Raw genomic sequence first — 21,154 nt, forward strand, 5'->3', positions numbered from 1 at the left:
ATATAGGAGGAGTAAAGAAAAAATGCATTATGATGTAATTGTAATAGGAGCTGGATCTATGGGAATGTCTGCAGGATATTTCCTATCTAAAAATGGACAAAAGGTATTATTATTAGACTCTTTTGTTCCTCCTCATAATAAGGGCAGTCATCATGGAGAAACAAGAATTATAAGACATGCTTATGGTGAAGGGGAAGAGTATGTTTCTTTGGCACTTAAATCTCAAAAACTATGGAATGACTTAGAAAAACTTACGGATAAACAGTTATTTCTTCCAACAGGTGTACTGAATGCAGGCAGTCAAAAATCCACATTTATTAAGCAAGTAATCGCAAGTTCAAATAAATTTAATTTACCTTTAGAAATCCTAGATTCAAATCAAATCCATAAAAGATGGCCAGGTATTTCACTACCAGAAGATTATATTGGTTGCTTTGAATCGACTTCGGGTGTGTTAAAAAGTGAAGAGTGTATTCGAGCGTATCAACAACTTGCGGAGTCACATGGTGCTAACATCATTGTGAATAGCCAAGTAAGGAAGATATGTGTTCATAGAAATGGGGTCACGATTAAAACTGATGAACAGACTTTCTACGCAGAAGCATTAGTTGTTGCAGCGGGAGCATGGTCACCAAAACTTTTAGCGATGTTAGACTTAAATGTTCCTCTAGCCCCTATCAGAAAAACATTTGCATGGTTTGAAGCAAATGAATTATATAATTACAAAAACTTTCCGGCCTTCACTTTTGATACATCTGTAGGTACATACTATGGCTTTCCAAGTATAAATGACAGTGGTTTAAAATTAGGGAGACATGATGGGGGAAATTACATTAATCCTGATGATTCTATAGCAGGGTTTGGTGAATTGGATGAAGATGAGGGAGATTTGGTACAGTTCCTACAACAATTTATGCCTACCGGTCAAAAAATAAAATATGGGAAAAACTGCATCTATACAATGACCCCTGATGAGAACTTTATAGTGGATACCCATCCTAATTATCCACACATTGCTATTGCAGCAGGTTTCTCTGGGCACGGGTTTAAATTCAGTAGTGTTATTGGAGAGATTTTAAGTGACCTAATTATTTCAGGTAAGAGTGAGAATGATATCTCAGTATTTTCTATAAATCGATTTAATTAAAAATGAGAAGACTTGAAAAAAATATTTTGCTATCGGGATGAAAATACAAAGTCGCAAGTTTAACATGAACCTACATATAGAATGAAAATCCAAGTCGTTGATTCCTTATCTAAGGAAAAAACGGCTTTTTTTATTGGAAAATGCCTTAGCATTTGTTTTTACTGGTTAATTGTTATTACACCTATAGATTATTTTTTTACTTTAATCTATATAGAATAATCTTCTGTATCAATTGAAGAATATATCAATATATTCAAGGTTAATAAAAAATACAAAAACATATGTTAGGTTAGCTAACAAATTATATTGTCGAAATAAAAAAAACATGCTAGAATGAGAATATTCCGAAATATGAAACACTAATTCCGAATTTCGGGATTTGTGAAATTGAATGAAAGTGAAATACAGATTTTCTACATATTTATAAGTTTTAATTTTCGAAATTTCTGTAAATAGGAGGAGTGTTCAATGAATACAGTTGATTTGAATTGTGATTTAGGAGAGAGTTTTGGCACATATCGAATTGGGAATGATGAAGAGATTTTGGATTATGTAACATCTGTCAATGTTGCTTGTGGCTTTCATGCTGGTGATCCGACCGTTATGAGAAAAACGGTTCAACTTGCTTTAGAGAAAGATGTCAAAATTGGTGCCCACCCTGGATTACAAGATTTAATAGGTTTTGGCCGACGCAATATTAATATTTCTCCACAGGAAGCTTATGATATTGTTGTATATCAAATTGGTGCATTAAATGGCTTCTTGCAATCAGAGGGCGGGAGTATGCAACATGTTAAACCACATGGTGCTTTGTACAATATGGCGGCAAAGAATAAAGAGTTGTCTCTTGCCATTGCTGAAGCTGTATACAAAATTAATCCTGAGCTCATTTTATTTGGCTTGTCGGGAAGTGAACTAATAAGTGCTGGACAGACCATTGGATTACAAACTGCTAGTGAAGTGTTCGCGGATCGAACTTATCAGCAGGATGGTTCATTGACTTCTCGAATGGAAAAGTATGCATTGATAGAAAATGATGATGATGCTGTTGCACAAGTTATTCGAATGGTTAAAGAAGGAAAGGTTTTGTCACAGCAAGGAACTGATGTGACTTTAAAGGCAGATACAATTTGTATTCATGGGGACGGAGAACATGCTTTAACCTTTGCTCGTCATGTAAAAAAATCCTTAGAAATATCTGAAATTACAGTTAAGTCTATTTCTATATAAAATCATATCTAGGGGGTAGATTCCATTGGAGCCAATCAAAAATACAACAACTGACCAGAAAAAAAATCATTCTAAGCCAAAAACTAACCGGACATTATTGCTAGGTGCAGCATTTCTTATGGCAACATCAGCCATAGGGCCAGGTTTTTTAATGCAGACAACTGTATATACCCAAAGTCTTGCAGCAAGTTTTGGGTTTGTTATTCTTATTTCAGTTATTCTTGATATTTTTGCACAAACAAATGTATGGCGCATTATTGCTGTATCTGAAAAACGAGGACAAGAGATTGCAAACATGGTTCTTCCAGGACTAGGTTATGTTCTAGCGGCACTCATAGTTATGGGTGGGCTAGCATTTAATATAGGGAACATCGCAGGAGCTGGACTTGGTCTAAATGCGATGACTGGAATTTCCCCAACTGTTGGGGCGGCAATTAGTGCCGTCATTGCAATATTAATTTTTGTTGTAAAAGAAGCAGGTAAAGCGATGGACCGTTTTACACAAATTGCCGGCGTGTTCATGATCTGTTTGATGGTGTACGTTGCTTGGACAACATCCCCTCCAGTTGGTGAAGCAGTAGTAAGAACATTTGTACCCGATAAGATTGATATTATCGCAATTGTTACTTTAGTTGGAGGATCTGTAGGTGGGTATATTACATTTGCTGGTGGGCATCGTCTATTGGATGCAGGCGTGAAAGGTGTCGGAGCACTGCCAGAAGTCACAAAGAGTTCAGTAATGGGTATTTTAATAACCACAGTTATGCGAGTTGCATTATTTTTAGCAGTTCTAGGTGTTGTATCTAAAGGCTTACAAATTGATTCAGGAAACCCTGCGGCATCCGTTTTTCAACTTGCTGCTGGAAATGTTGGTTATAAGATCTTTGGTGTTGTTATGTGGGCTGCAGCAATCACATCAGTAGTTGGTGCTGCATATACCTCTGTTTCGTTTGTCAGAACATTCAGTGAAAAAATAAATAAAAAGGCGAACTGGATTATAATTGCCTTTATAGTCGTTTCAACAATTTGCTTTTTGTTAATTGGCCAACCAGTTAAAGTACTACTTGTAGTGGGGGCAATTAATGGTCTGATTTTACCAATTGCACTTGGTACACTTTTAATTGCGGCATATAAGAAGAATATTGTGGGTGATTATAAACATCCTTTATGGTTAACGATATCAGGTGTATTTGTGGTCATTGTTATGGCGTTAATGGGTGGATATACATTAATTACTCAACTACCATCACTATTTTAATAACTATAGATTCAATCTAATTATTACGACTAGCAGTTTGTGAAAAACTGCTAGTTACTTATAGGAGATGTATAATATGATTAATCTTTCGCAAGCAACCCCGGCTGAATTGCGCGCAATGATCCGCAACAATGAATTGATTAAACCGACTGCTGGAATGGCAACCGGCTATGCACAAGCAAACTTAGCCATCTTAAAAAAAGAGCATGCTTTTGATTTTTTATTATTTTGTCAGCGTAATCCTAAGTCTTGTCCACTTCTAGACGTAACAGAAATTGGTTCTCCTATTCCTAAATTTGCTGCTAAGTCTGGTGATATACGTACAGATATTCCAAAATATCGTATATATAAATATGGTGAATTAGTGGAAGAAGTAACGGATATTTCAGATTATTGGGAAGATGATATGGTTGGATTTTTAATCGGTTGCAGCTTTACATTTGAACATGCCCTTTTAAACAATGATATTTCCATTCGTCATATTGAAGAGGACTGTAATGTACCGATGTATAAAACGAATATTTCATGTATTGAAGCAGGGATATTTCACGGGAAAATGGTAGCAAGCATGCGTCCGATTCCTCAGCAAGATGTGGTGCGAGCGGCTCAAGTTACATCGCGTTTTCCTGCTGTTCATGGTGGTCCAATCCATATTGGAGATCCGGGGGCGATTGGTGTTTCTAACATACAGCAGCCTGATTTTGGTGATGCAGTAACGATTCGTGAAGGAGAAGTGCCGGTCTTCTGGGCTTGTGGAGTAACGCCTCAATCTATCGCAATGGAAACAAAACCGGCGATTATGATTACGCATGCACCAGGACATATGTTTATAACGGATATTCGTGATGAAAAATTAGGCGTTTTATAACTAACAGAAAGAGATGAGTTCTATGCCGGAAAAGCTTTTGAATAATACTACATGCGTACTGTCTCCCTTAGGCGATTCTGCAATCGTGATTACATTTGGGAATGAAATTAAATACGACATTCACAAAAAAATTAAAATGTTTATGGATTTGCTTGAAGATGAACCTTTTGTTGGATATATAGAATGTGTGCCGGCTTTTACAAATTTGACAGTTTTTTATGATCCTCTAGTTATCTATAAGAAACAAAAACAAAGCAATAACGATGAATTAATTTCTCCATATGAAGTGGTTCGTTCTATCCTGGAAAGGAAACTACAGTGGTTAAAAGAAGATAAAAAGCTGACACATCGAACAGTTTCTATTCCTGTATGTTATGGGGATGAATATGGCCCGGATTTGGAATATGTAGCTCGTTATAATAATTTATCTACTGATGAAGTCATCCATATTCATTCAAACGGTGAGTACCTAGCCTATATGATTGGATTTGCACCAGGTTTTCCATTTCTCGGTGGACTATCAGAAAAAATTTCAACGCCTAGACGATCTTCTCCAAGAATGACCATACCAACAGGGGCAGTTGGAATTGCAGGTATGCAAACGGGTGTATATCCTATATCAACACCTGGAGGGTGGCAATTAATTGGACAAACGCCAACCAAACTATTTTTACCAAATGTAAATCCTCCAAGTTTATTACAAGCAGGAGACATTGTGAAATTCCATCCAATTTCTAATCAAGAGTATAAAGAAATTATTCTAAAGGAGGGGTTACAGTGAGCCTGCGTGTAATCAAGCCGGGATTATTAACTAGTATACAGGATCTTGGAAGAAAAGGATTTCAGCAACATGGAGTGATTGTAAGCGGGGCAATGGATGCATATTCCCTACGAATTGCCAATATGTTAGTTGGCAATAAAGAAGGTGAAGCGGCCCTGGAAATTACGTTAATGGGTCCGACTCTTAAAATAGAAAAAAATTGCTTGATCGCGATAACAGGTGGAAATTTATCACCTACTATTGACAGTCAAGCTGTTCCAATGTGGAAGCCTGTTTATGTAAAAAAAGGCACGATTCTTCGATTCGCTGGATGTAAATCAGGTTGTAGGGCTTATTTGTCTGTAGCGGGAGGATACGCTATTTCTACAGTTATGAATAGTAAAAGTACATATTTAAGAGGGGAAATTGGCGGCTATAAGGGAAGAGCATTAAAAGTAGATGATGTTGTGGATTTTAATGAAACTTCTACTATTCTAGATAACCGGAAGTTTAAGGAAGCGTTTACCGCTCCAAAGTGGTTTGTCAATGAAAAGGAGTTTATGCCAAGTCGCATGCCAGTTATTCGTTTCATAGATGGAAGCCAGTACGATTATTTTACGGCCTCTAGTAAAGTTAGTTTTACAGAGAATTTGTTTAAAGTTTCAAACCAATCTGATCGTATGGGCTATAGAATATCAGGCCCTTTGCTGGAGTTACAAGAAAAACGTGAGCTATTGTCTGAAGCAGTAACTAACGGGTCTGTTCAAGTTCCTCCTGATGGAAACCCTATCATTCTTCTTGCGGATAGCCAAACAACGGGAGGGTATCCTAAGATAGCTCAAGTGATAACTGCAGATTTACCATTAATTGCTCAGGTCAAACCAGGGGAAGCTATTCAATTTTCACGAGTATCATTAAAAGAAGCTGAGCAGCTTTTCCTTCAAAAAGAACAACAATTAAATGAATTAAAGGTTTCAATTTCATTAGCTCTAAAAAAACAGCATATTATATAGTTATTTCACATCAAGAAGTAGCAAAAGGAAGAGAGTACTCTTATTAAAAGGGCACTTTCTTTTTTTTTGTTTATTCTCCGAAAACAGCCTAACATTAAGAAAAAATTCCATCAGTATTTCCTCCTATATAATATGAATTACAAGAAACTGGAAAAGAGGAAGTTTGTAATAAAGTACAGGCAGTTCTGCACATCAGAGCTGCTTTTTTATTTTCAAAGATAGGGGAATTTTCCCCTTAGGATAGGGAAGTTCCCCGATATGGAAAAATCGGGGCACCTCTTACAATAAGGGTATGGTAATTGTTTGTAATGAGGAGGAATAGTAATGCAGGCAAAAGTCGCAGCAAATCAAAAAACAGGAAAATCAATTGATAATGCATTTGCATCACATTTTGCTAAGTCTATGTTTCTAGCAGTTTGCGGACTTGTAACCTTATCGTTTTTTGGCACAAGAATGTTTACACACGTAGATTTAAACCTTTATGGCTATATGGTGGGGACGATTATTTTTATTGGGGGGTTCTTTTACAGGTTTATCGCATGGGGAGAAAGGCCGCCAACAAAGATTTTTATAAAAAAAGGCATCAAACTTCTATTTAGAAAATCAACGCCTAAAACATCAGTTGAACATTTAGCAACATACAATTTCATCTGGAATAGGGGAATTTACCGATGGACTCAGCACATTCTAATCGGATGGGGATGTATTCTTTCCTGCTTCGTGACATTTCCTCTAGTATTTGGATGGATGTACTTCACCATGGACGAGAATGGCTACTACAACATTATCGCAATGGGGATTCGGGTAATAACAGTACCAGCTAATGGGATCATTGCGAACTTATCATATAACGCTCTGAACATTACAGCTGTGATGGTTATCGCCGGAGTATGCATGGCTCTATACCGCCGTTTGAAAAATATGCAGGCAAGAGCAGAACAAAAATTCATGTATGACTTTCTTCCATTATATATGCTGTTATTAGTTAGCATTACAGGCTTGTCACTAACGTTTATGAACATCTCTTTGCACGGTGCAGGTCAGCCAGCTATGTCCCTGATTCACCAGTGGTCAGTCATTATTACATTGATTTATCTTCCGTTCGGAAAACTTGCTCACATACCATTCCGCCCAATGAGTGTATTTGCAAGAAACTACAGAGAGCATTATGCGGAACAATCCATGAAAGGATGCAAAGTGTGTGGTGATGAGTTTGTTTCAACAGAACAATCAAAAGATGTCGTAGAGGTTCTCGGCGTGAACGATATCGAATTTCAAACGAAGGAAGGCCATCATCTCGCTGAAATGTGCCTACCTTGCCGAAGAAAATACCGGATTGCTCAATTTTCCGGTTTCCCTATCCATGAGCTAAAAGTTAAGGAGGCAAACCAGAATGCAAAGGGATAAGTTTTTTAAAGAAGTAGAGAATGTGATACACCCGAATGAAACATTGGTCAAAACGCATTGTGCATATTGTGGAATGCAGTGCGGAATGAATTTAAGGGTAAATAGAGCGACAAATAAAATCATTGGGGTTGAACCACGTTATGACTGGCCTGTAACGGTTGGAAAAATGTGTCCAAAAGGGGTTACAGCTTACCAGCAGACGAACCATGATGATCGTATTTTAAAACCGCTTATTCGTGATGATGCATCATTAAAGGGAACAAAGGAAGGCTTTCGTGAAGCAAGTTGGAATGAAGCATATGATTTAATCGTGAAAAAGTTCAGTGAGCTTCAAAATAAATATGGAAAAGATTCATTATCCGTTTTCAGCGGCGTATCAATGACAAATGAAAAATGCTATTTAACAGGGAAATTTGCACGTGTGGCTCTTGGAACGCGCTACATTGACTATAATGGCCGTTTCTGTATGTCTAGTGCGGCCGGGGGATTCCTTCGTTCTTTCGGCGTAGATAGAGGTTCAACATTACCCTGGACAGATATTCATGAAACGGATTGCTTATTTATTGCAGGAAGTAATACAGCAGAATGTCATCCAACTTCTATGTTCCGAGTCTGGAACGTTCAAGAAAGAGGCGGATACATTATCGTGGTGGATCCCCGCGAAACGCCAATTGCGAGAAGAGCAGATGTGCACCTTGACCTGAAACCGGGAACGGATCTTGCCCTTGCTAATGGAATCTTAAATTTATTAATTCAAAAGGGTTATGCTGACAAAGAGTTTATTAATAATCATACAAACGGATTTGAAGAAACAAAAGAGCTTGTAAAAGAATTTACACCGGAATATACGAGTGAGCTTACAGGTGTGGCACCGGAAAAAATCATTCGCGCAGCAGAGATTTATGGAAAAGCACCGAATGCAGTTGTCATGTTTGCCCGTGGAATTGAACAGCAGCATAAGGGTGTTGACAATGTATCTGGATATACAAACATGGCGCTTGTAACGGGTAAGATTGGCCGTCCGAAGTCTGGTGTAGCAACATTCACAGGTCAAGGAAACGGACAGGGTGGACGAGAGCATGGTCAGAAAGCGGATTTATTGCCAGGATATCGAAAAATTACAAATCCTAAACATGTAGAAGAAGTTTGTAAAGTATGGAAAATCACTCCGGAAGAAATGCCTCAGCCGGGTGTTTCTGCTTATGAAATGTTTGAACTAATGGAACAAAAAACGATCCGCGGATTGTATCTGCTATGTTCTAATCCTGCAGTATCCGCGCCGAATTTAAATTTCGTCAGAAGCGCGATGAAAAACCTGGATTTTATGTTGTGTTCGGATTTCTATCTTTCTGAATCAGCAGAGTTTGCGGATGTGATCCTGCCGTCTGTAACGTGGTCAGAAGATGAAGGGACAGTTACAAACCTGGAAGGAAGAATTATTAAGATAAATAAGGCACAAGAACCAATCGGTGAATCTAAGCCCGATTGGCAAATACAAGTAGAGCTTGCAGAACGTCTCGGAAGAGGAAAATATTTTTCGAATTTGAAAACAGCAAAAGATATAGCTGATGAATTCAGACTGGCTAGTAAAGGCGGATATGCCGATTATTATGGAGCTACATGGGATAAAATCGACAAACAGGACGGTGTATTTTGGCCTTGCAAGGATGAAAATGATAAGGGAACGCCGCATATGTTCCTGGATAAAAAATTCTATCACGCAGACGGCAAAGCGAAAATTTGTGCACTTCCTTACCGCCCCCCTGCTGAAGAGCCAGATGAAAAATATCCGCTTCGTTTAACAACTGGACGTGTCGTTTACCACTACTTATCAGGGAACCAGACGAGAAGAATCCAGTTCCTGCGTGATATGTGTCCGGAGCCATACGTCGAAGTACATCCGGAAACAGCAAAAATATACAATATGGAACATGAAGAAAGAATCCGCCTATTTACCCGAAGAGGTGAGGCAATCTATAAAGTGAAAATTACAGAAGCAATTCGTAAAGATACTGTATTTGTTCCGTACCACTTTGGTCACGAGCAATCTATCAATCTATTAACCATTGCAGCACTGGATCCGATTTCCCGTATGCCGGAATATAAGGCATGTGCTGCTCAATTGGAAAAAGTAGAAATAAAGAAGGTGCAATAAATGGAAAAGAGGCTGTACTTAGAACTTGAAAACTGTATAGGATGCCGTTCATGCCTTGCAGCATGTACACAATGCGGAGGGCATGAAGAGCGGAACAGAAACTACGTTTACGATGTAAACCCTATGGTTAATCGGCAAACCATGCCTCTTATGTGCCTTCATTGTGTGAATCCAGCCTGTGCAAGAAGCTGTCCAGCCCAGGCAATCCAAATCCATGAAACAGGGGCCGTATTATCAGCTCTCGTTGAAAAATGTATCGGCTGCCAAAACTGTACGATTGCTTGTCCATACGGAATACCAAAATTTGATACTGAACAAAACTTAATGTACAAATGCGATTTATGTATCGACCGGACAAAAGACAGTACCCCGCCAATGTGTGCAAGTGTTTGCCCGTCTAATACACTTCAATGGCTAACAGATGAAGAAATTGAAAATAAGAAAAAACAATTTAATCTAGATAATGGAAAATGGGTGACTAGCATACCGTATCTTGAAGGTGAAACGAACGTTAAAGTAAATTTGCCTGGTATTTTACAGGGGATAACAAAGCTATTTTAGGAGGGATTAAGGTGCCGTCAGATAAAAATAATAAAATTCCCTTTAATGAAGATAATTACACTCATAATATTGAACGGAATAATGAAAGAAAGCTTGACAGACGTGGGTTCATGAAAACATTAGTGGGGGCTGCTGGCGTATTCGCAATTTCCTCCCTTCCTTGGGGGGCGGTAGCGGCTAAAGAATTGCTGGGGCTTGGGGAAAAGGAGTATCCTCACAAAAAAATCACAGATGTAAGCAAACTTGCAATTGGTGACGCATTAGAGTTTAAATTTCCAGGTGATCATGATGATGCTCTTTTGATCAGATTGTCAGAAAAGAAATACGTAGCTTACCAAAATGCATGCACACATCTTCGCTGTCCGGTTTTCTGGGTGAAGGAAGAAGGAGAGATGATTTGTCCTTGTCATCATGGAAAATTTGATGTTGAAACAGGTGCTCCAACTGCGGGTCCGCCAAGAAGGCCGCTGCCTGAGATTCAGGTGAAAGTTGAAAATGGCGCGGTATACGCAGTAAGGGTGAAGCGTTATGAGGCTTAAGTTTATTGGTGTCGCGCTGCTTTGTGCCTTCTTTATGATGAATATTGTATTTACCCAATTTATGGTTCACCAATATTATTATGAAAATTATGTAAATGTATTAATATTTGGGGGATTAAACATTGTGGTGTTTCCCTTAGCGTTATTTACTTATAAAAAAACGAAAAATGAAAAGGCGTGAATCAAATGAACAGTGAAACATACCTTGATTTTTGTTTTATAAAAGAAGCATCTGGAAATTTTGCTACTGAAATCGATAAGCTCCTTTCAGACCTTTTTAAAGATGTCCGTCTTAACTGGTATTTAGATGAAAAGTCAATAGATGGGGTTGATATTGTAGTTGCCGAAGTAAAGGGAATGAGCAGATGGGAGTCTGAAGAGGAAACAATGGAATTTATCGAGAATTATGCAAAAGATACATTCTGGAAATATTTGAAGGGTTATCAGATGAATGTTTACATGGCAAAGAGAGGGTGCAATACCTGTGGAACAAATTAATGTAGAAGATATACAACCATTAGTATCGGAAAAAGCAAGAGTAGCCATCTTCGATGATCATGGCCAGGATAAAGCTCCTTTCGTTTCTATAACGATTGTTAAGGTGGAGCTTTGTCCTGACAAAACACATCTGCGTATTTATTTTGACGACATTAACTTTTTCGCTGTCCCATTGATATCCAATGTGACTAAAAATGAAAATGAGTGGTCAGCTTTTGATGAAAATTCGGGTTTACAATATATAATTAGAAGAGAGAGTGGTCAGGATGTTTAGAAAAATTCAGCTTCCATTACAAACCTTAAATCTCGTTGTAGGATTTATGGTGTGGGTATTAATTTCTTCCCTGCTGCCTTTTATTAAAGAAGATATCGCTATACAGGATGGTCAGCTTGCACTGGTAACAGCTGTTCCTGTTATTTTAGGATCTATTCTTCGCATTCCCCTTGGCTTTTACGCCAATCAGTTCGGGGCTAGGAAAATTTTCCTGATTAGCTTTATATTGCTGTTATTCCCTGTTTATTATATCAGTATCGCGGACTCTCTTGCTGATTTGTTGATTGGAGGGCTTTTTCTTGGTATTGGGGGAGCCGTATTCTCTGTAGGAGTAACCTCTTTACCAAAGTATTATCCTAAGGAACGCCATGGCTTTATAAACGGAATTTACGGTGCAGGAAACCTTGGAACGGCTATATCAGCGTTTGCAGCCCCTGTTGTAGCTACGAAGTTTGGCTGGTCTACAACCGTGCAGCTTTACCTTGTAATTTTGGCAGTCTTTATTGCAGGTAACTTCCTATTAGGAGATAAAAGGGAACTGAGAGTTAAAACACCGCTTTTAGAACAAATTAAGGGTGTCTACAAAAATGAAAAACTATGGCTGCTAAGCTTATTTTACTTTATAACATTCGGTTCTTTTGTTGCATTTACTATTTACCTGCCAAACTTTCTTGTAGCGAACTTTGGATTAGATAAAGTTGATGCCGGTATAAGGACAGCAGGCTTTATTGTCCTTGCTACTCTTATGAGACCAATTGGCGGGTGGCTTGCCGACCGCTTCCATTCTCTTATTCTGCTCATGTTTGTTTTTGGAGTTTATACGATTTCAGCAATGATCCTATCCTTTGCTCCTTCAATTAGCTGGTACACATTTGGCTGTTTAAGTATTGCTCTATGTGCTGGAATGGGAAATGGTGTTATTTTTAAGCTAGTGCCCATGTATTTCCAAAAACAGGCTGGTATTGTGAATGGAATTGTGTCCGCAATGGGCGGTTTGGGAGGATTTTTCCCGCCGTTAATTCTATCCTTGTTATTCAATATCACAGGCCATTATGCAATCGGGTTCATGGCATTGTCAGAAGTTGCTCTTGCAAGTTTGATTTTAGTCGTCTGGATGTATTTCCAAGGTAAAATGGAGCTGGCCAAAGAAGTTATTGACCATACAATAGAAGGCATTTTGATCACCGATACCAGTGGTAAAATCATTTCAGTAAACCCTGCGTTTACAAGTATTACGGGCTATCAGGAAAATGAAGTAATTGGAAAGAATCCTAGTATACTTAAGTCAGGTAAACAGCCTCAAACTTTTTATAAGGATTTATGGAAATCTATTGAAAAAAATGGTTTCTGGCAAGGTGAAATCTTGAATAGCCGTAAGGATGGACAACAATATCTACAATGGCTGACAATTAGTGCAATAAAGAATAATGCTGGGGATGTTGTTCAATATGCCGGGATGTTTAGTGACATTTCAAGTCATAAAATGAAAAAAACATAAAAAATCAATGTGCAGTAAATCATTGAATCCCAGTTTTGAAGCGGAGTTTTCGACGTACAAGAAGTACTAGTGCAAACTTTCCCTAAGGACAGAAACTCTTCATCAGCTTTTACATCGCTCGACCGAAAGCGTAACTTTTGGGAGGACGTCTCGTATTAGTCGGCCTGCCCGATAATTTGCGACAAACGATTAAGGAGGGTGGGAATGAATACTCAGCCACTCAAAAAAAACATCAGTTCTTATATTATTCAAACTCATGAAGAAGAGATTAAACGAATTGCAATGGAGCTTCATGAAGGCGTGGGACAGTCCCTCTACAGTCTTTTTACAGGTATGCAGCTCATTGAAAAGGCAATCGAACAGCCTGCCATGAAAAGCTATGCAGGTGATATGAGCCAGCTATTGGAAAAGACAATTCAAGAAATCAGGCTCTTGGCTGTAGAATTGCATCCTCCTACCCTTACAACTCTGGGGCTAATTTCTGCTATGAAAAGCTATATAAAATTATACACTTCAACATATGGCATTGAAGTTGAGGTAGAGAATCTGGGTGTTGAATCGCAAATCTCTGATAGAGATAGCATTACACTTTTCAGAGTCTGCCAGGAAGCATTAGTGAATATAGCAAGGTATGCTGATACGATGAAGGCAAGTATAATATTCAAATGGAAAAAAAGCAGGTTATTGATTATGATTAAAGATTCAGGAAAAGGGTTTGAGGTGGAAACGGCTATGAATAAGTCGAGCGGGCTTGCAGCCCTGAGTGAAAGAATGCATTTGATTGGCGGAGAATGTACCATATTTTCAAAAATAGATAAAGGGACTTCTATAGAGATTTCTCTTCCATTATATTAAAATGGACTAAACAGGGGGTTTGCTAATTGAGCAATCCCCGTTGTTGTTTCAAATTCATTTATAACAATACATATACGAACAAAGCTAAGGGGGAACAGCTTTGATAAAAATTTTGCTTTGCGATGATCACGCCGTTGTAAGAATGGGCTTAAAGATGCTATTAAATAATCATTCTGATATGGAAGTGATAGGGGAAGCTTCCGAGGGGAACGAAGGAATACAGCAAGCACTAGAGCTCCAGCCAAATGTGGTAGTCATGGATTTAAGCATGCCTCATGGGAAAGATGGCTTATCAGCAACTTCAGAACTGAAAAAACTAATGCCTGAAGTAGCCATATTAATACTTACTATGCATGATGATGAAGAATATTTGTTCAGAGCTATTCAAGCGGGTGCTTCAGGCTGTATTTTAAAAACTGCACCACATGAAGAATTATTGGTAGCTATTCGCTCTGTTTCGACCGGAAATGCTTACCTTCATCCATCTGCAACTAAAAGGTTAATGGAAGTATACATAGGCAGTGTGAAGCAGGGGACCTCTGATACTTTCAATCTGCTTTCGGACCGTGAAAAAGAGGTCCTGACCTTGATTGCGAAAGGATTTTCCAATAAAGAAATTGCCGGACAGCTTGTTATAAGTGTGAAAACGGTTGAAACCCATAAAGGAAACCTGATGGAGAAGCTTCAGATGAAAACAAGACCTGAACTTGTTGCATTTGCTTTAAAAAAGGGGTTATTAGGGTATGGAATTTAACGTGTGCAATAAATCGAGAAAAGATCAACCATTTAAACAAGCGTGTGAACAAGTATTAGAAGAATTGAACTGTGATTTTGTTGGACTGGCTTTACAAAACAGCATCGGTCCAGACGTAAGCTGGCATTATGCCGCCGGGAACAGAAATGATAAATACAAAAGAATAACAGTTCGATATGGAAAAGGGATAGCAGGTAAGGTAATATCAACAGGCAGACCGATGGGAATTGAAGATTTTCCTAATAATATTCTGGGCAAAGCACTAGAATATCCTATCATGCTCGCGGAAAATCTCAGCTACGCTTTCGCAGTTCCAATTCAATTTAAAGGTGTTCTCAAAGGTGTATTATTAGTAGGTAATAGAACAAAACAGCCTATTTCTGAAAGTGACCAGCATACGATCCTTGATGCAGCGAAAAGATTGGAAAAGGAATTAAACAGCTCAATTTAACGGCAACAGGAGGACTATGTATGGACTGGAATAATCATTTGGAAATGGAAAAAGAGAATTCTTTTGGGTCCAGCGAAGCGACAATTCTCGTTAATGAATCAGGCGTCATCTCATTTGCGAATCAACAGGTATATGAAAATTTTGGTTATTTAAATCATGAATTAATAGGAGAAAAGCTTTTGAATCTTATGCCAGGAGCAAATCTTCAGGCCAGTGGGGAAGGGGAAATAATCCACCAGTTCGGAATCCACAGGGATGGACATACTTTTTCACTTTTTTTCAGGGTAAATGCCTTTTCGCTTGAAAAAGAGGTCTATTACTTAGTCGTGTTCCATAAAGTGAAAGACCAATCACGACTTAATCAACAGCAAACCTATCCCATAAATGAGCTGGTTGATTTAATGTACGCACTCGATGAATCAACGATTGTCGCTTTTACAGATGAAAAAGGCAAGATACAATCCATAAACAAGAAATTTTGTGCTGTATCCCAATATTCAGCAGCAGAACTTATAGGGAAGGATCATCGAATTATCAATTCAGGTTATCATTCAAAGGAATTTATGCAAAATCTTTGGATAACAATCTCGACAGGAAGTGTATGGAGGGGCGAAATTAAGAACAGAGCAAAGGATGGAACCTATTATTGGGTAGATACCACAATTGTCCCTTTCTTAAATGAAATAGGGAGCCCTTATAAATACCTGGCAATTCGGAAGGAAATTACCGAATATAAACGAGTTGTAGAGGAACTGAAAAAGTCCGTAAATAAACTTGTCGATTTTCAATTTGCTTTGGATGCTTCATCAATTGTAGCTATAACCGATCAAAGAGGGACCATCAAATTTGTTAATGATCAATTTTGCCGGATTTCGGAGTTTTCAAAGGAAGAGCTGATTGGACAGAATCATCGAATTATTAACTCGGGATTTCATTCTAGAGAATTTTTCAATGATCTTTGGAGAACAATTTCATCGGGGAAAGTATGGAAAGGTGAGATTAAAAATAAGACCAAGGGTGGAACCTATTATTGGGTAGATACGACTATAGTTCCGTTTCTTGATGAGCACAATAAACCATACCAGTATTTAGCGATTCGCTATGAAGTGACCAAGAGGAAGATTGCGGAAGAAGAGATTCAGAAAATGACGGGAAAAATCATTGATGTTCAGGAAGATGAAAGGAAACGCCTTTCTCGAGAGCTTCACGATGGTATCGGACAAAACTTATACAGCCATCTCATCACGATTAACAGGCTGCAGACAGAAATGAGTCATCCTCTTTTAGATCAGATGCGAGATGAAGCAACTGAAATTATCGAAGAACTCCGACACCTATCATGGGAACTGCGGCCATCAGTACTTGATGATCTTGGTTTGTTCCCAGCCATTCGCTCTTATTTGGTCCGGTTTTCAGAGCATCACCATATCAAGATCCATTTTGACTGCTATTTAAATTGCCGTCTGAATACAAACAAAGAAATTACCATTTACCGTGTAATCCAAGAAGCATTAACGAATATTCGTAAATATGCTCAAACCGAAGAAGCAACAGTGACGATTCGGGAAATAGATGACGAAATTCGTGTGGTTATAGAGGATAAAGGAAAGGGATTTGATTTAGAAAAGGTTACCCGTGGAGTAGGCATATTCAGTATGGAAGAGAGAGCCAAAGCTGCCGGTGGAAACCTTTCCCTTCATTCTGTTGAGGAGAAAGGGACAAAAGTATTTTTGGAAATACCTTTGTAAAGAAATTTTTTTGTAACGATCAGGTAAATTTAGCTCCCAAGGAATTCCTGATAGCTTTACGCATTAAGATAATATTCCCATTAAAGATCCTCTAAGGGGTCTGTTAAGCTTATAACCCATGGCGAAAGCTTCCAATTTACAAGCAAACAAAAGTTGAAAGTTATGAAGAAAACCGCTACGAAGCTAATATGAATATGTGCTCAGAGCATTTATGCAAAATAACAATCTATGCGAAAACAGTCTTATTCAATACAACTTTTGTGCTTTGTTTTATAATAAATTGATAGTAAAGGTGAACACCAATTTCTATCTTCTGCACTAATAAAAATACTAAAATCATGAAAGGAGCCATGTATGCAATCACAAAATAAAACCGTTATAAAGTCAATGCAGATTCTTAACCTTTTCATAAATCATTCCAGGCTCACTTTTAATGAAATGATGGAACTTTCTGGCCTCCCAAAAACCTCTCTGCACCGTATGATTGGATCATTAGAAGAAATGGGGTTTTTAACAAGAGATGATGATGGTTATTATTCACTTGGGCTAATATTCTTGCAGTTTGGACAACTCGTAGGGGAGCGTTTAGATATAAGAAAAATCGCATACCCCATTATGAAAGAACTTCGAGATGATGTTGAAGAAGCTGTGAATCTAATTGTGAGAGATACTAACGAAGCCATGTATATTGAAAAGGTAGATACGTTGCATCCTGTTCGTTTATATACTTCAATCGGAAGGCGTTCACCACTGTACGCAGGTGACTCTCGAATAATACTCGCCTATTTGTCTGAAGAAGAGTGTGAAGCATATCTCGAAAATATAGAATTAAAACCAATTGCTATTGGAACGATAACAGATAAAAAAATACTCCGTCATGCTTTGGAAGATGCAAGAATGAAAGGTTATACGATTACTTCCTCTGAATTAGAGGATTATACAAAATCCGTAAGTGCACCAATACTTAACGGTAAAAATCAAATTGTAGCAGGTATAAGCGTAGCTGGAATTGATGCAAGATTTCAAGAAGATCGCTTGCCGGAATTAATTGAAAAAGTAACGAATGCCGCCAGACGAATTTCATTGAAACTAGGTTCTCAAACTTCGTAAACTAAAACCGAAAAAGAGGTAGCAGATTAATAAACTTTGTATGTCCCCCAATTCAATTCAGTACTATACTGTCTGATTTTTGTTTCCATAAGATTTACTTGGAATTTCTAAAAGTTGATGGATAGGACTATGGAAAGCCATTCCCGAACGGAAACAACCATGAGCAGACCTTTCTTTGTTATTTCTTAGGAGAACCTTTTACCACTTGGTTCCTTGAAGGTAGTGAAGGCTTCATCTCAACTAAGGGAATAATTTGTGTAACCACTCTAATCATTTACGATTAGGTGATTTTTGGGGTTTTTGTTAACATTTTACTAACAGTTTTTATCCTCATTGAGTTGTTAAAACATCTAAGCATATAAATTGAGCTCTCCAACCTTTTTCAGTATCATAGTCCCTTATGATAGTTTTGATACCGTCTTCCATAACATTTTTGTTGAATAAATATCTGCTTGTGAAGAAGCTGATTTTTTTTATACGGCGTATGCCTCAGAAAAATAAAACAATACTTTATTTTATAATTTAATCCGTCCACGTAGACTGTTAAAATACGATATTTACTCTTGTAAGGGAACAAATAAAATGAACTAAACCATAATCGGAAATAATTAGGAGAATTCATCGTATAAGAAACGAAACGTGTACGGGAATCATCCTATTTTCAAATCTAGTATTCTCGTACACGTCAAGGAAATATAATAAACTATTGAAGAAATGAACATATTCTGTGTTGTCTATTTTTTTTAAGCCATTAGAGCAGGTTACACTTCGCCCCAGTGATGCTGTTTCTGCATTTAAATACGTGCAAATTCGGATTGATATATATTCCTTGGTACTCCAATGTCAGCCATGGTAAGTAACCCTGGTTTGCGAATGGCATCGATCTGCTTAGCGGTATTGATAACCATTGCAGCGGTCGCAGTATCTCCAAAAATACCATTTGGAATGATCAATCTTTGCGTTTCGTTTCCTTCAATAATAATTTCATCTTCTTGATTAATTCCAACAGACATAGTCAAATCCAAGCATATTTCCCTTCCATTTGAGGTCTTGCCCTTGGATACTTGATGAAGGCCATTTACATCTCCTGGTTTTAAGGAAGTAAGTGGAACGGTAATATTTTCTCCAGCAATCGTCGGTTCAATTGTATTTTTTACACTTGCAAGGTTCCAATTGAGACCATAAGCGATTAATCTGACAGATTCTTCAAGCCCAACATGCCCAATTTTATTCTGTTCAGCTAAGGATTCAAATTCTTCTTTGGGCATACCGATACCGACTTTTTTTTGTAAGGGAATGCGTCGTTTTGAAACATCTACCCTACGGTTGACAATTATTTTATTGACCGTTGTTAATACTGTTGAAAAACAGATGACCAATGTATCCATGATGAATCCTGGATTAATTCCAGTCCCAATGACACTAAGCCTTTTAGCCTTAGCGTAATCATCTATTTCCTTGGCAAGTTCAGGGTAACGGTCCCAGGGGAAAGAAAGCTGTTCGCAGGTAGAAACGACTGAAAAACCATGATCTAGAAGTTCTTTGATTTGTGGCCATACTTGTTGTAAGTTAGAACCGGTTGCATGAAGGGCGACAGGATGATCTGTGTTCGTTTTTACTTCTTGTATACTGGATACTACATTAAGTCCTGTTTGTTTTTCATTGATTAATAACCCAATATCATTTCCAATCTTTTCAGGATCAATATCTATAACACCAATAATCGAGTGTGGATTAGTTTGGTATGCACTGCGGAGAATTTCTATACCAATAGGGCCGAGTCCGAATACTGAAAATTTTGAATGTTGTTTAGTCAATAATCTCTCATCCTTTCAAATATCGTATAAAAAAATGCTAACATGGTAAGATAAATAATAAAAATAGTAAATTTTTATATACTTATAAATATTGGTTATAGAAGGGAGTACTTAATGAAAGGGGGAATTATCAAGAAACGTATTTGTTCAAAGCGGGAAAATTATTTGGATTATAATTGAAATTGAATAATCAATATAAATTTATGTAAAAGAGGCTCTACCAAAGGTTTTACTTTTGGTAGGGCCTCTTTTTTTAAAATAACCTAATGTTTATTCTGGATCAAAATAAAAAACTCTTATCTATCGTAAAACGTTGGATCGTTTTGTAGAGTATGCAAAATTTGATTAGTTAATAATGACGTATCATCGTTGTTTTTCCATATCGCTGAAATGGAACTAGTTAATTCAGTGTTATCGATGTCTAAAGCTTTAACGTTACTGGTCCCTAACAAACCAATCATATCTTTGGGCATGAGAGCAACGCCTAGGTTATTAGAGACCAAATTAGCTATAGTTAATAATTCCGATCCTTTACATAATTCTTTCGGAGAAAATCCAGCAGTTAAACAAGCCTTTTCCAATAGAAATTGAAGGGAGTGTGCTTGAACCGCATCATAATGAATGAAAGATTCATCCTTTGCTTCGTATAAGTGTATAGAATCCTTTTGAGCTAGTGGATGAACAGTTGAAACCACTAATTGTAATGGAAATCTTTTGAATTCAATCATGTTCAATCCTTCATGGGCAATTATGTTATTGTGAATGGGTGTTCGGATAAACCCGATGTGATAATTTTGTTGATTAACTAGTTTGACAGCCCTTGATGATGTTGTTTCATGTAGATAAAATTCAACATCAGGATATTCCCCAAGAAACTTTTTTAATAGCTTTGGGATATAAATGCTAGCTGCAGAGGGTACGGTAGCGATTTCTATTTTAGGTTTGGGGATAATCTTGTTTTCAACTATGTAATTGATCGTTTTCTCAATATCATCGAAGGAAGGAGCGAGTTTTTTATAGATGTACTCTCCCTCCTCTGTTAATGTGATTTTTCTTGTTGTTCGATTTAAAAGTTTAAAACCTAGTTGTTTTTCAAGGGAAGAGATTTGTTGACTTAGCCCGGGTTGGGAAATATGCAGGGTTTTGGATGCCTCACTGAAACTAAGATGGTTAGAAATCTCTATAAAATAGCGTAGAGATAGAAAATTCAT

General features: G+C 37.7%; 21 protein-coding genes. 19 read left to right on the forward strand and 2 right to left on the reverse strand.

What is annotated here, in order from left to right; all coding sequences use genetic code 11:
- Positions 1–22: 22 nt before the first annotated feature.
- The 19 genes from solA (at position 23) to RE409_RS12085 (ending at position 18,126) form a co-directional block, all read left to right on the forward strand.
- Complete coding sequence (solA, locus tag RE409_RS11995) at positions 23–1,147, forward strand: N-methyl-L-tryptophan oxidase (RefSeq protein WP_309559030.1); 1,125 nt, start codon at positions 23–25, stop codon at positions 1,145–1,147.
- A 468-nt stretch (positions 1,148–1,615) separates the two neighbouring features.
- On the forward strand, positions 1,616–2,377 hold the full coding sequence (gene pxpA, locus RE409_RS12000; protein WP_201180862.1) for a 5-oxoprolinase subunit PxpA: 762 nt from the start codon (positions 1,616–1,618) through the stop codon (positions 2,375–2,377).
- Positions 2,378–2,495: 118 nt separating this feature from the next.
- Positions 2,496–3,635 (forward strand): NRAMP family divalent metal transporter, encoded by a 1,140-nt coding sequence (locus RE409_RS12005; RefSeq protein WP_309559266.1) that lies wholly within the window; start codon positions 2,496–2,498, stop codon positions 3,633–3,635.
- A 76-nt stretch (positions 3,636–3,711) separates the two neighbouring features.
- Entirely contained in the window at positions 3,712–4,503 is a 792-nt protein-coding gene (locus tag RE409_RS12010; protein WP_309559032.1) for a putative hydro-lyase, read from the forward strand.
- A 13-nt stretch (positions 4,504–4,516) separates the two neighbouring features.
- A complete protein-coding gene (gene pxpB, locus RE409_RS12015; protein ID WP_376111246.1) occupies positions 4,517–5,284 on the forward strand; it encodes a 5-oxoprolinase subunit PxpB in 768 nt (255 codons plus the stop codon).
- Positions 5,281–6,276: a 5-oxoprolinase subunit C family protein gene (locus tag RE409_RS12020; protein ID WP_309559033.1), complete on the forward strand. Its 996-nt coding sequence runs from the start codon at positions 5,281–5,283 to the stop codon at positions 6,274–6,276. Before pxpB ends, RE409_RS12020 begins: the two co-directional genes overlap by 4 nt.
- Before the next feature lie 324 nt (positions 6,277–6,600).
- Positions 6,601–7,683: a hypothetical protein gene (locus tag RE409_RS12025; protein WP_309559034.1), complete on the forward strand. Its 1,083-nt coding sequence runs from the start codon at positions 6,601–6,603 to the stop codon at positions 7,681–7,683.
- Positions 7,670–9,838 carry a molybdopterin oxidoreductase family protein gene (locus RE409_RS12030; protein WP_201180853.1) on the forward strand — a complete coding sequence of 723 codons (2,169 nt, stop codon included), beginning with the start codon at positions 7,670–7,672 and terminating at the stop codon, positions 9,836–9,838. The genes RE409_RS12025 and RE409_RS12030 overlap by 14 nt, the downstream gene beginning before the upstream one ends.
- On the forward strand, positions 9,839–10,399 hold the full coding sequence (locus RE409_RS12035; RefSeq protein WP_309559035.1) for a 4Fe-4S dicluster domain-containing protein: 561 nt from the start codon (positions 9,839–9,841) through the stop codon (positions 10,397–10,399). It begins immediately after the preceding gene.
- 11 nt (positions 10,400–10,410) lie between these two features.
- On the forward strand, positions 10,411–10,938 hold the full coding sequence (locus RE409_RS12040) for a Rieske (2Fe-2S) protein (RefSeq protein ID WP_056527086.1): 528 nt from the start codon (positions 10,411–10,413) through the stop codon (positions 10,936–10,938).
- Positions 10,928–11,119 (forward strand): hypothetical protein, encoded by a 192-nt coding sequence (locus RE409_RS12045; RefSeq protein ID WP_053345814.1) that lies wholly within the window; start codon positions 10,928–10,930, stop codon positions 11,117–11,119. Before RE409_RS12040 ends, RE409_RS12045 begins: the two co-directional genes overlap by 11 nt.
- A gap of 5 nt (positions 11,120–11,124) precedes the next feature.
- On the forward strand, positions 11,125–11,436 hold the full coding sequence (locus RE409_RS12050) for a hypothetical protein (protein WP_309559036.1): 312 nt from the start codon (positions 11,125–11,127) through the stop codon (positions 11,434–11,436).
- Positions 11,423–11,710: a hypothetical protein gene (locus tag RE409_RS12055; RefSeq protein WP_201180846.1), complete on the forward strand. Its 288-nt coding sequence runs from the start codon at positions 11,423–11,425 to the stop codon at positions 11,708–11,710. Before RE409_RS12050 ends, RE409_RS12055 begins: the two co-directional genes overlap by 14 nt.
- A complete protein-coding gene (locus tag RE409_RS12060) occupies positions 11,703–13,208 on the forward strand; it encodes a nitrate/nitrite transporter (RefSeq protein ID WP_309559037.1) in 1,506 nt (501 codons plus the stop codon). Before RE409_RS12055 ends, RE409_RS12060 begins: the two co-directional genes overlap by 8 nt.
- Before the next feature lie 204 nt (positions 13,209–13,412).
- The gene (locus tag RE409_RS12065; RefSeq protein ID WP_309559038.1) at positions 13,413–14,063 is read left to right on the forward strand and encodes a sensor histidine kinase; all 651 of its coding nucleotides are present in this window, start codon (positions 13,413–13,415) and stop codon (positions 14,061–14,063) included.
- 100 nt (positions 14,064–14,163) lie between these two features.
- Positions 14,164–14,817 carry a response regulator gene (locus tag RE409_RS12070; RefSeq protein ID WP_207196336.1) on the forward strand — a complete coding sequence of 218 codons (654 nt, stop codon included), beginning with the start codon at positions 14,164–14,166 and terminating at the stop codon, positions 14,815–14,817.
- On the forward strand, positions 14,807–15,268 hold the full coding sequence (locus RE409_RS12075; RefSeq protein ID WP_201180839.1) for a GAF domain-containing protein: 462 nt from the start codon (positions 14,807–14,809) through the stop codon (positions 15,266–15,268). Before RE409_RS12070 ends, RE409_RS12075 begins: the two co-directional genes overlap by 11 nt.
- 20 nt (positions 15,269–15,288) lie before the next feature.
- Positions 15,289–17,016, forward strand: coding sequence for a sensor histidine kinase (locus RE409_RS12080; RefSeq protein ID WP_309559039.1), 1,728 nt, complete (start codon positions 15,289–15,291; stop codon positions 17,014–17,016).
- A gap of 354 nt (positions 17,017–17,370) precedes the next feature.
- Positions 17,371–18,126, forward strand: coding sequence for an IclR family transcriptional regulator (locus tag RE409_RS12085; protein ID WP_309559040.1), 756 nt, complete (start codon positions 17,371–17,373; stop codon positions 18,124–18,126).
- Between the two features lie 794 nt (positions 18,127–18,920).
- Here the strand turns inward: RE409_RS12085 and RE409_RS12090 are convergent.
- Positions 18,921–19,943, reverse strand: coding sequence for an NAD(P)H-dependent amine dehydrogenase family protein (locus tag RE409_RS12090; RefSeq protein WP_309559041.1), 1,023 nt, complete (start codon positions 19,941–19,943; stop codon positions 18,921–18,923).
- Positions 19,944–20,239: 296 nt separating this feature from the next.
- Positions 20,240–21,154, reverse strand: a complete 915-nt coding sequence (locus tag RE409_RS12095) for a LysR family transcriptional regulator (protein ID WP_201180835.1) — start codon at positions 21,152–21,154, stop codon at positions 20,240–20,242.

This window comes from Peribacillus sp. R9-11 (assembly GCF_031345095.1).
Taxonomy (GTDB): Bacteria; Bacillota; Bacilli; order Bacillales; family DSM-1321; genus Peribacillus; species Peribacillus butanolivorans.

Coding starts and splice junctions, on each gene's coding strand:
- RE409_RS12025 (WP_309559034.1), top strand. CDS start 6,601: ATGCAGGCAAAAGTCGCAGCAAATCAAAAAACAGGAAAATCAATTGAT.
- RE409_RS12035 (WP_309559035.1), top strand. CDS start 9,839: ATGGAAAAGAGGCTGTACTTAGAACTTGAAAACTGTATAGGATGCCGT.
- RE409_RS12065 (WP_309559038.1), top strand. CDS start 13,413: ATGAATACTCAGCCACTCAAAAAAAACATCAGTTCTTATATTATTCAA.
- RE409_RS12095 (WP_201180835.1), bottom strand. CDS start 21,154: ATGAATTTTCTATCTCTACGCTATTTTATAGAGATTTCTAACCATCTT.
- RE409_RS12050 (WP_309559036.1), top strand. CDS start 11,125: ATGAACAGTGAAACATACCTTGATTTTTGTTTTATAAAAGAAGCATCT.
- RE409_RS12060 (WP_309559037.1), top strand. CDS start 11,703: ATGTTTAGAAAAATTCAGCTTCCATTACAAACCTTAAATCTCGTTGTA.
- RE409_RS12045 (WP_053345814.1), top strand. CDS start 10,928: ATGAGGCTTAAGTTTATTGGTGTCGCGCTGCTTTGTGCCTTCTTTATG.
- RE409_RS12005 (WP_309559266.1), top strand. CDS start 2,496: ATGGCAACATCAGCCATAGGGCCAGGTTTTTTAATGCAGACAACTGTA.
- RE409_RS12030 (WP_201180853.1), top strand. CDS start 7,670: ATGCAAAGGGATAAGTTTTTTAAAGAAGTAGAGAATGTGATACACCCG.
- RE409_RS12010 (WP_309559032.1), top strand. CDS start 3,712: ATGATTAATCTTTCGCAAGCAACCCCGGCTGAATTGCGCGCAATGATC.
- RE409_RS12075 (WP_201180839.1), top strand. CDS start 14,807: ATGGAATTTAACGTGTGCAATAAATCGAGAAAAGATCAACCATTTAAA.
- pxpB (WP_376111246.1), top strand. CDS start 4,517: ATGAGTTCTATGCCGGAAAAGCTTTTGAATAATACTACATGCGTACTG.
- RE409_RS12080 (WP_309559039.1), top strand. CDS start 15,289: ATGGACTGGAATAATCATTTGGAAATGGAAAAAGAGAATTCTTTTGGG.
- solA (WP_309559030.1), top strand. CDS start 23: ATGCATTATGATGTAATTGTAATAGGAGCTGGATCTATGGGAATGTCT.
- pxpA (WP_201180862.1), top strand. CDS start 1,616: ATGAATACAGTTGATTTGAATTGTGATTTAGGAGAGAGTTTTGGCACA.
- RE409_RS12085 (WP_309559040.1), top strand. CDS start 17,371: ATGCAATCACAAAATAAAACCGTTATAAAGTCAATGCAGATTCTTAAC.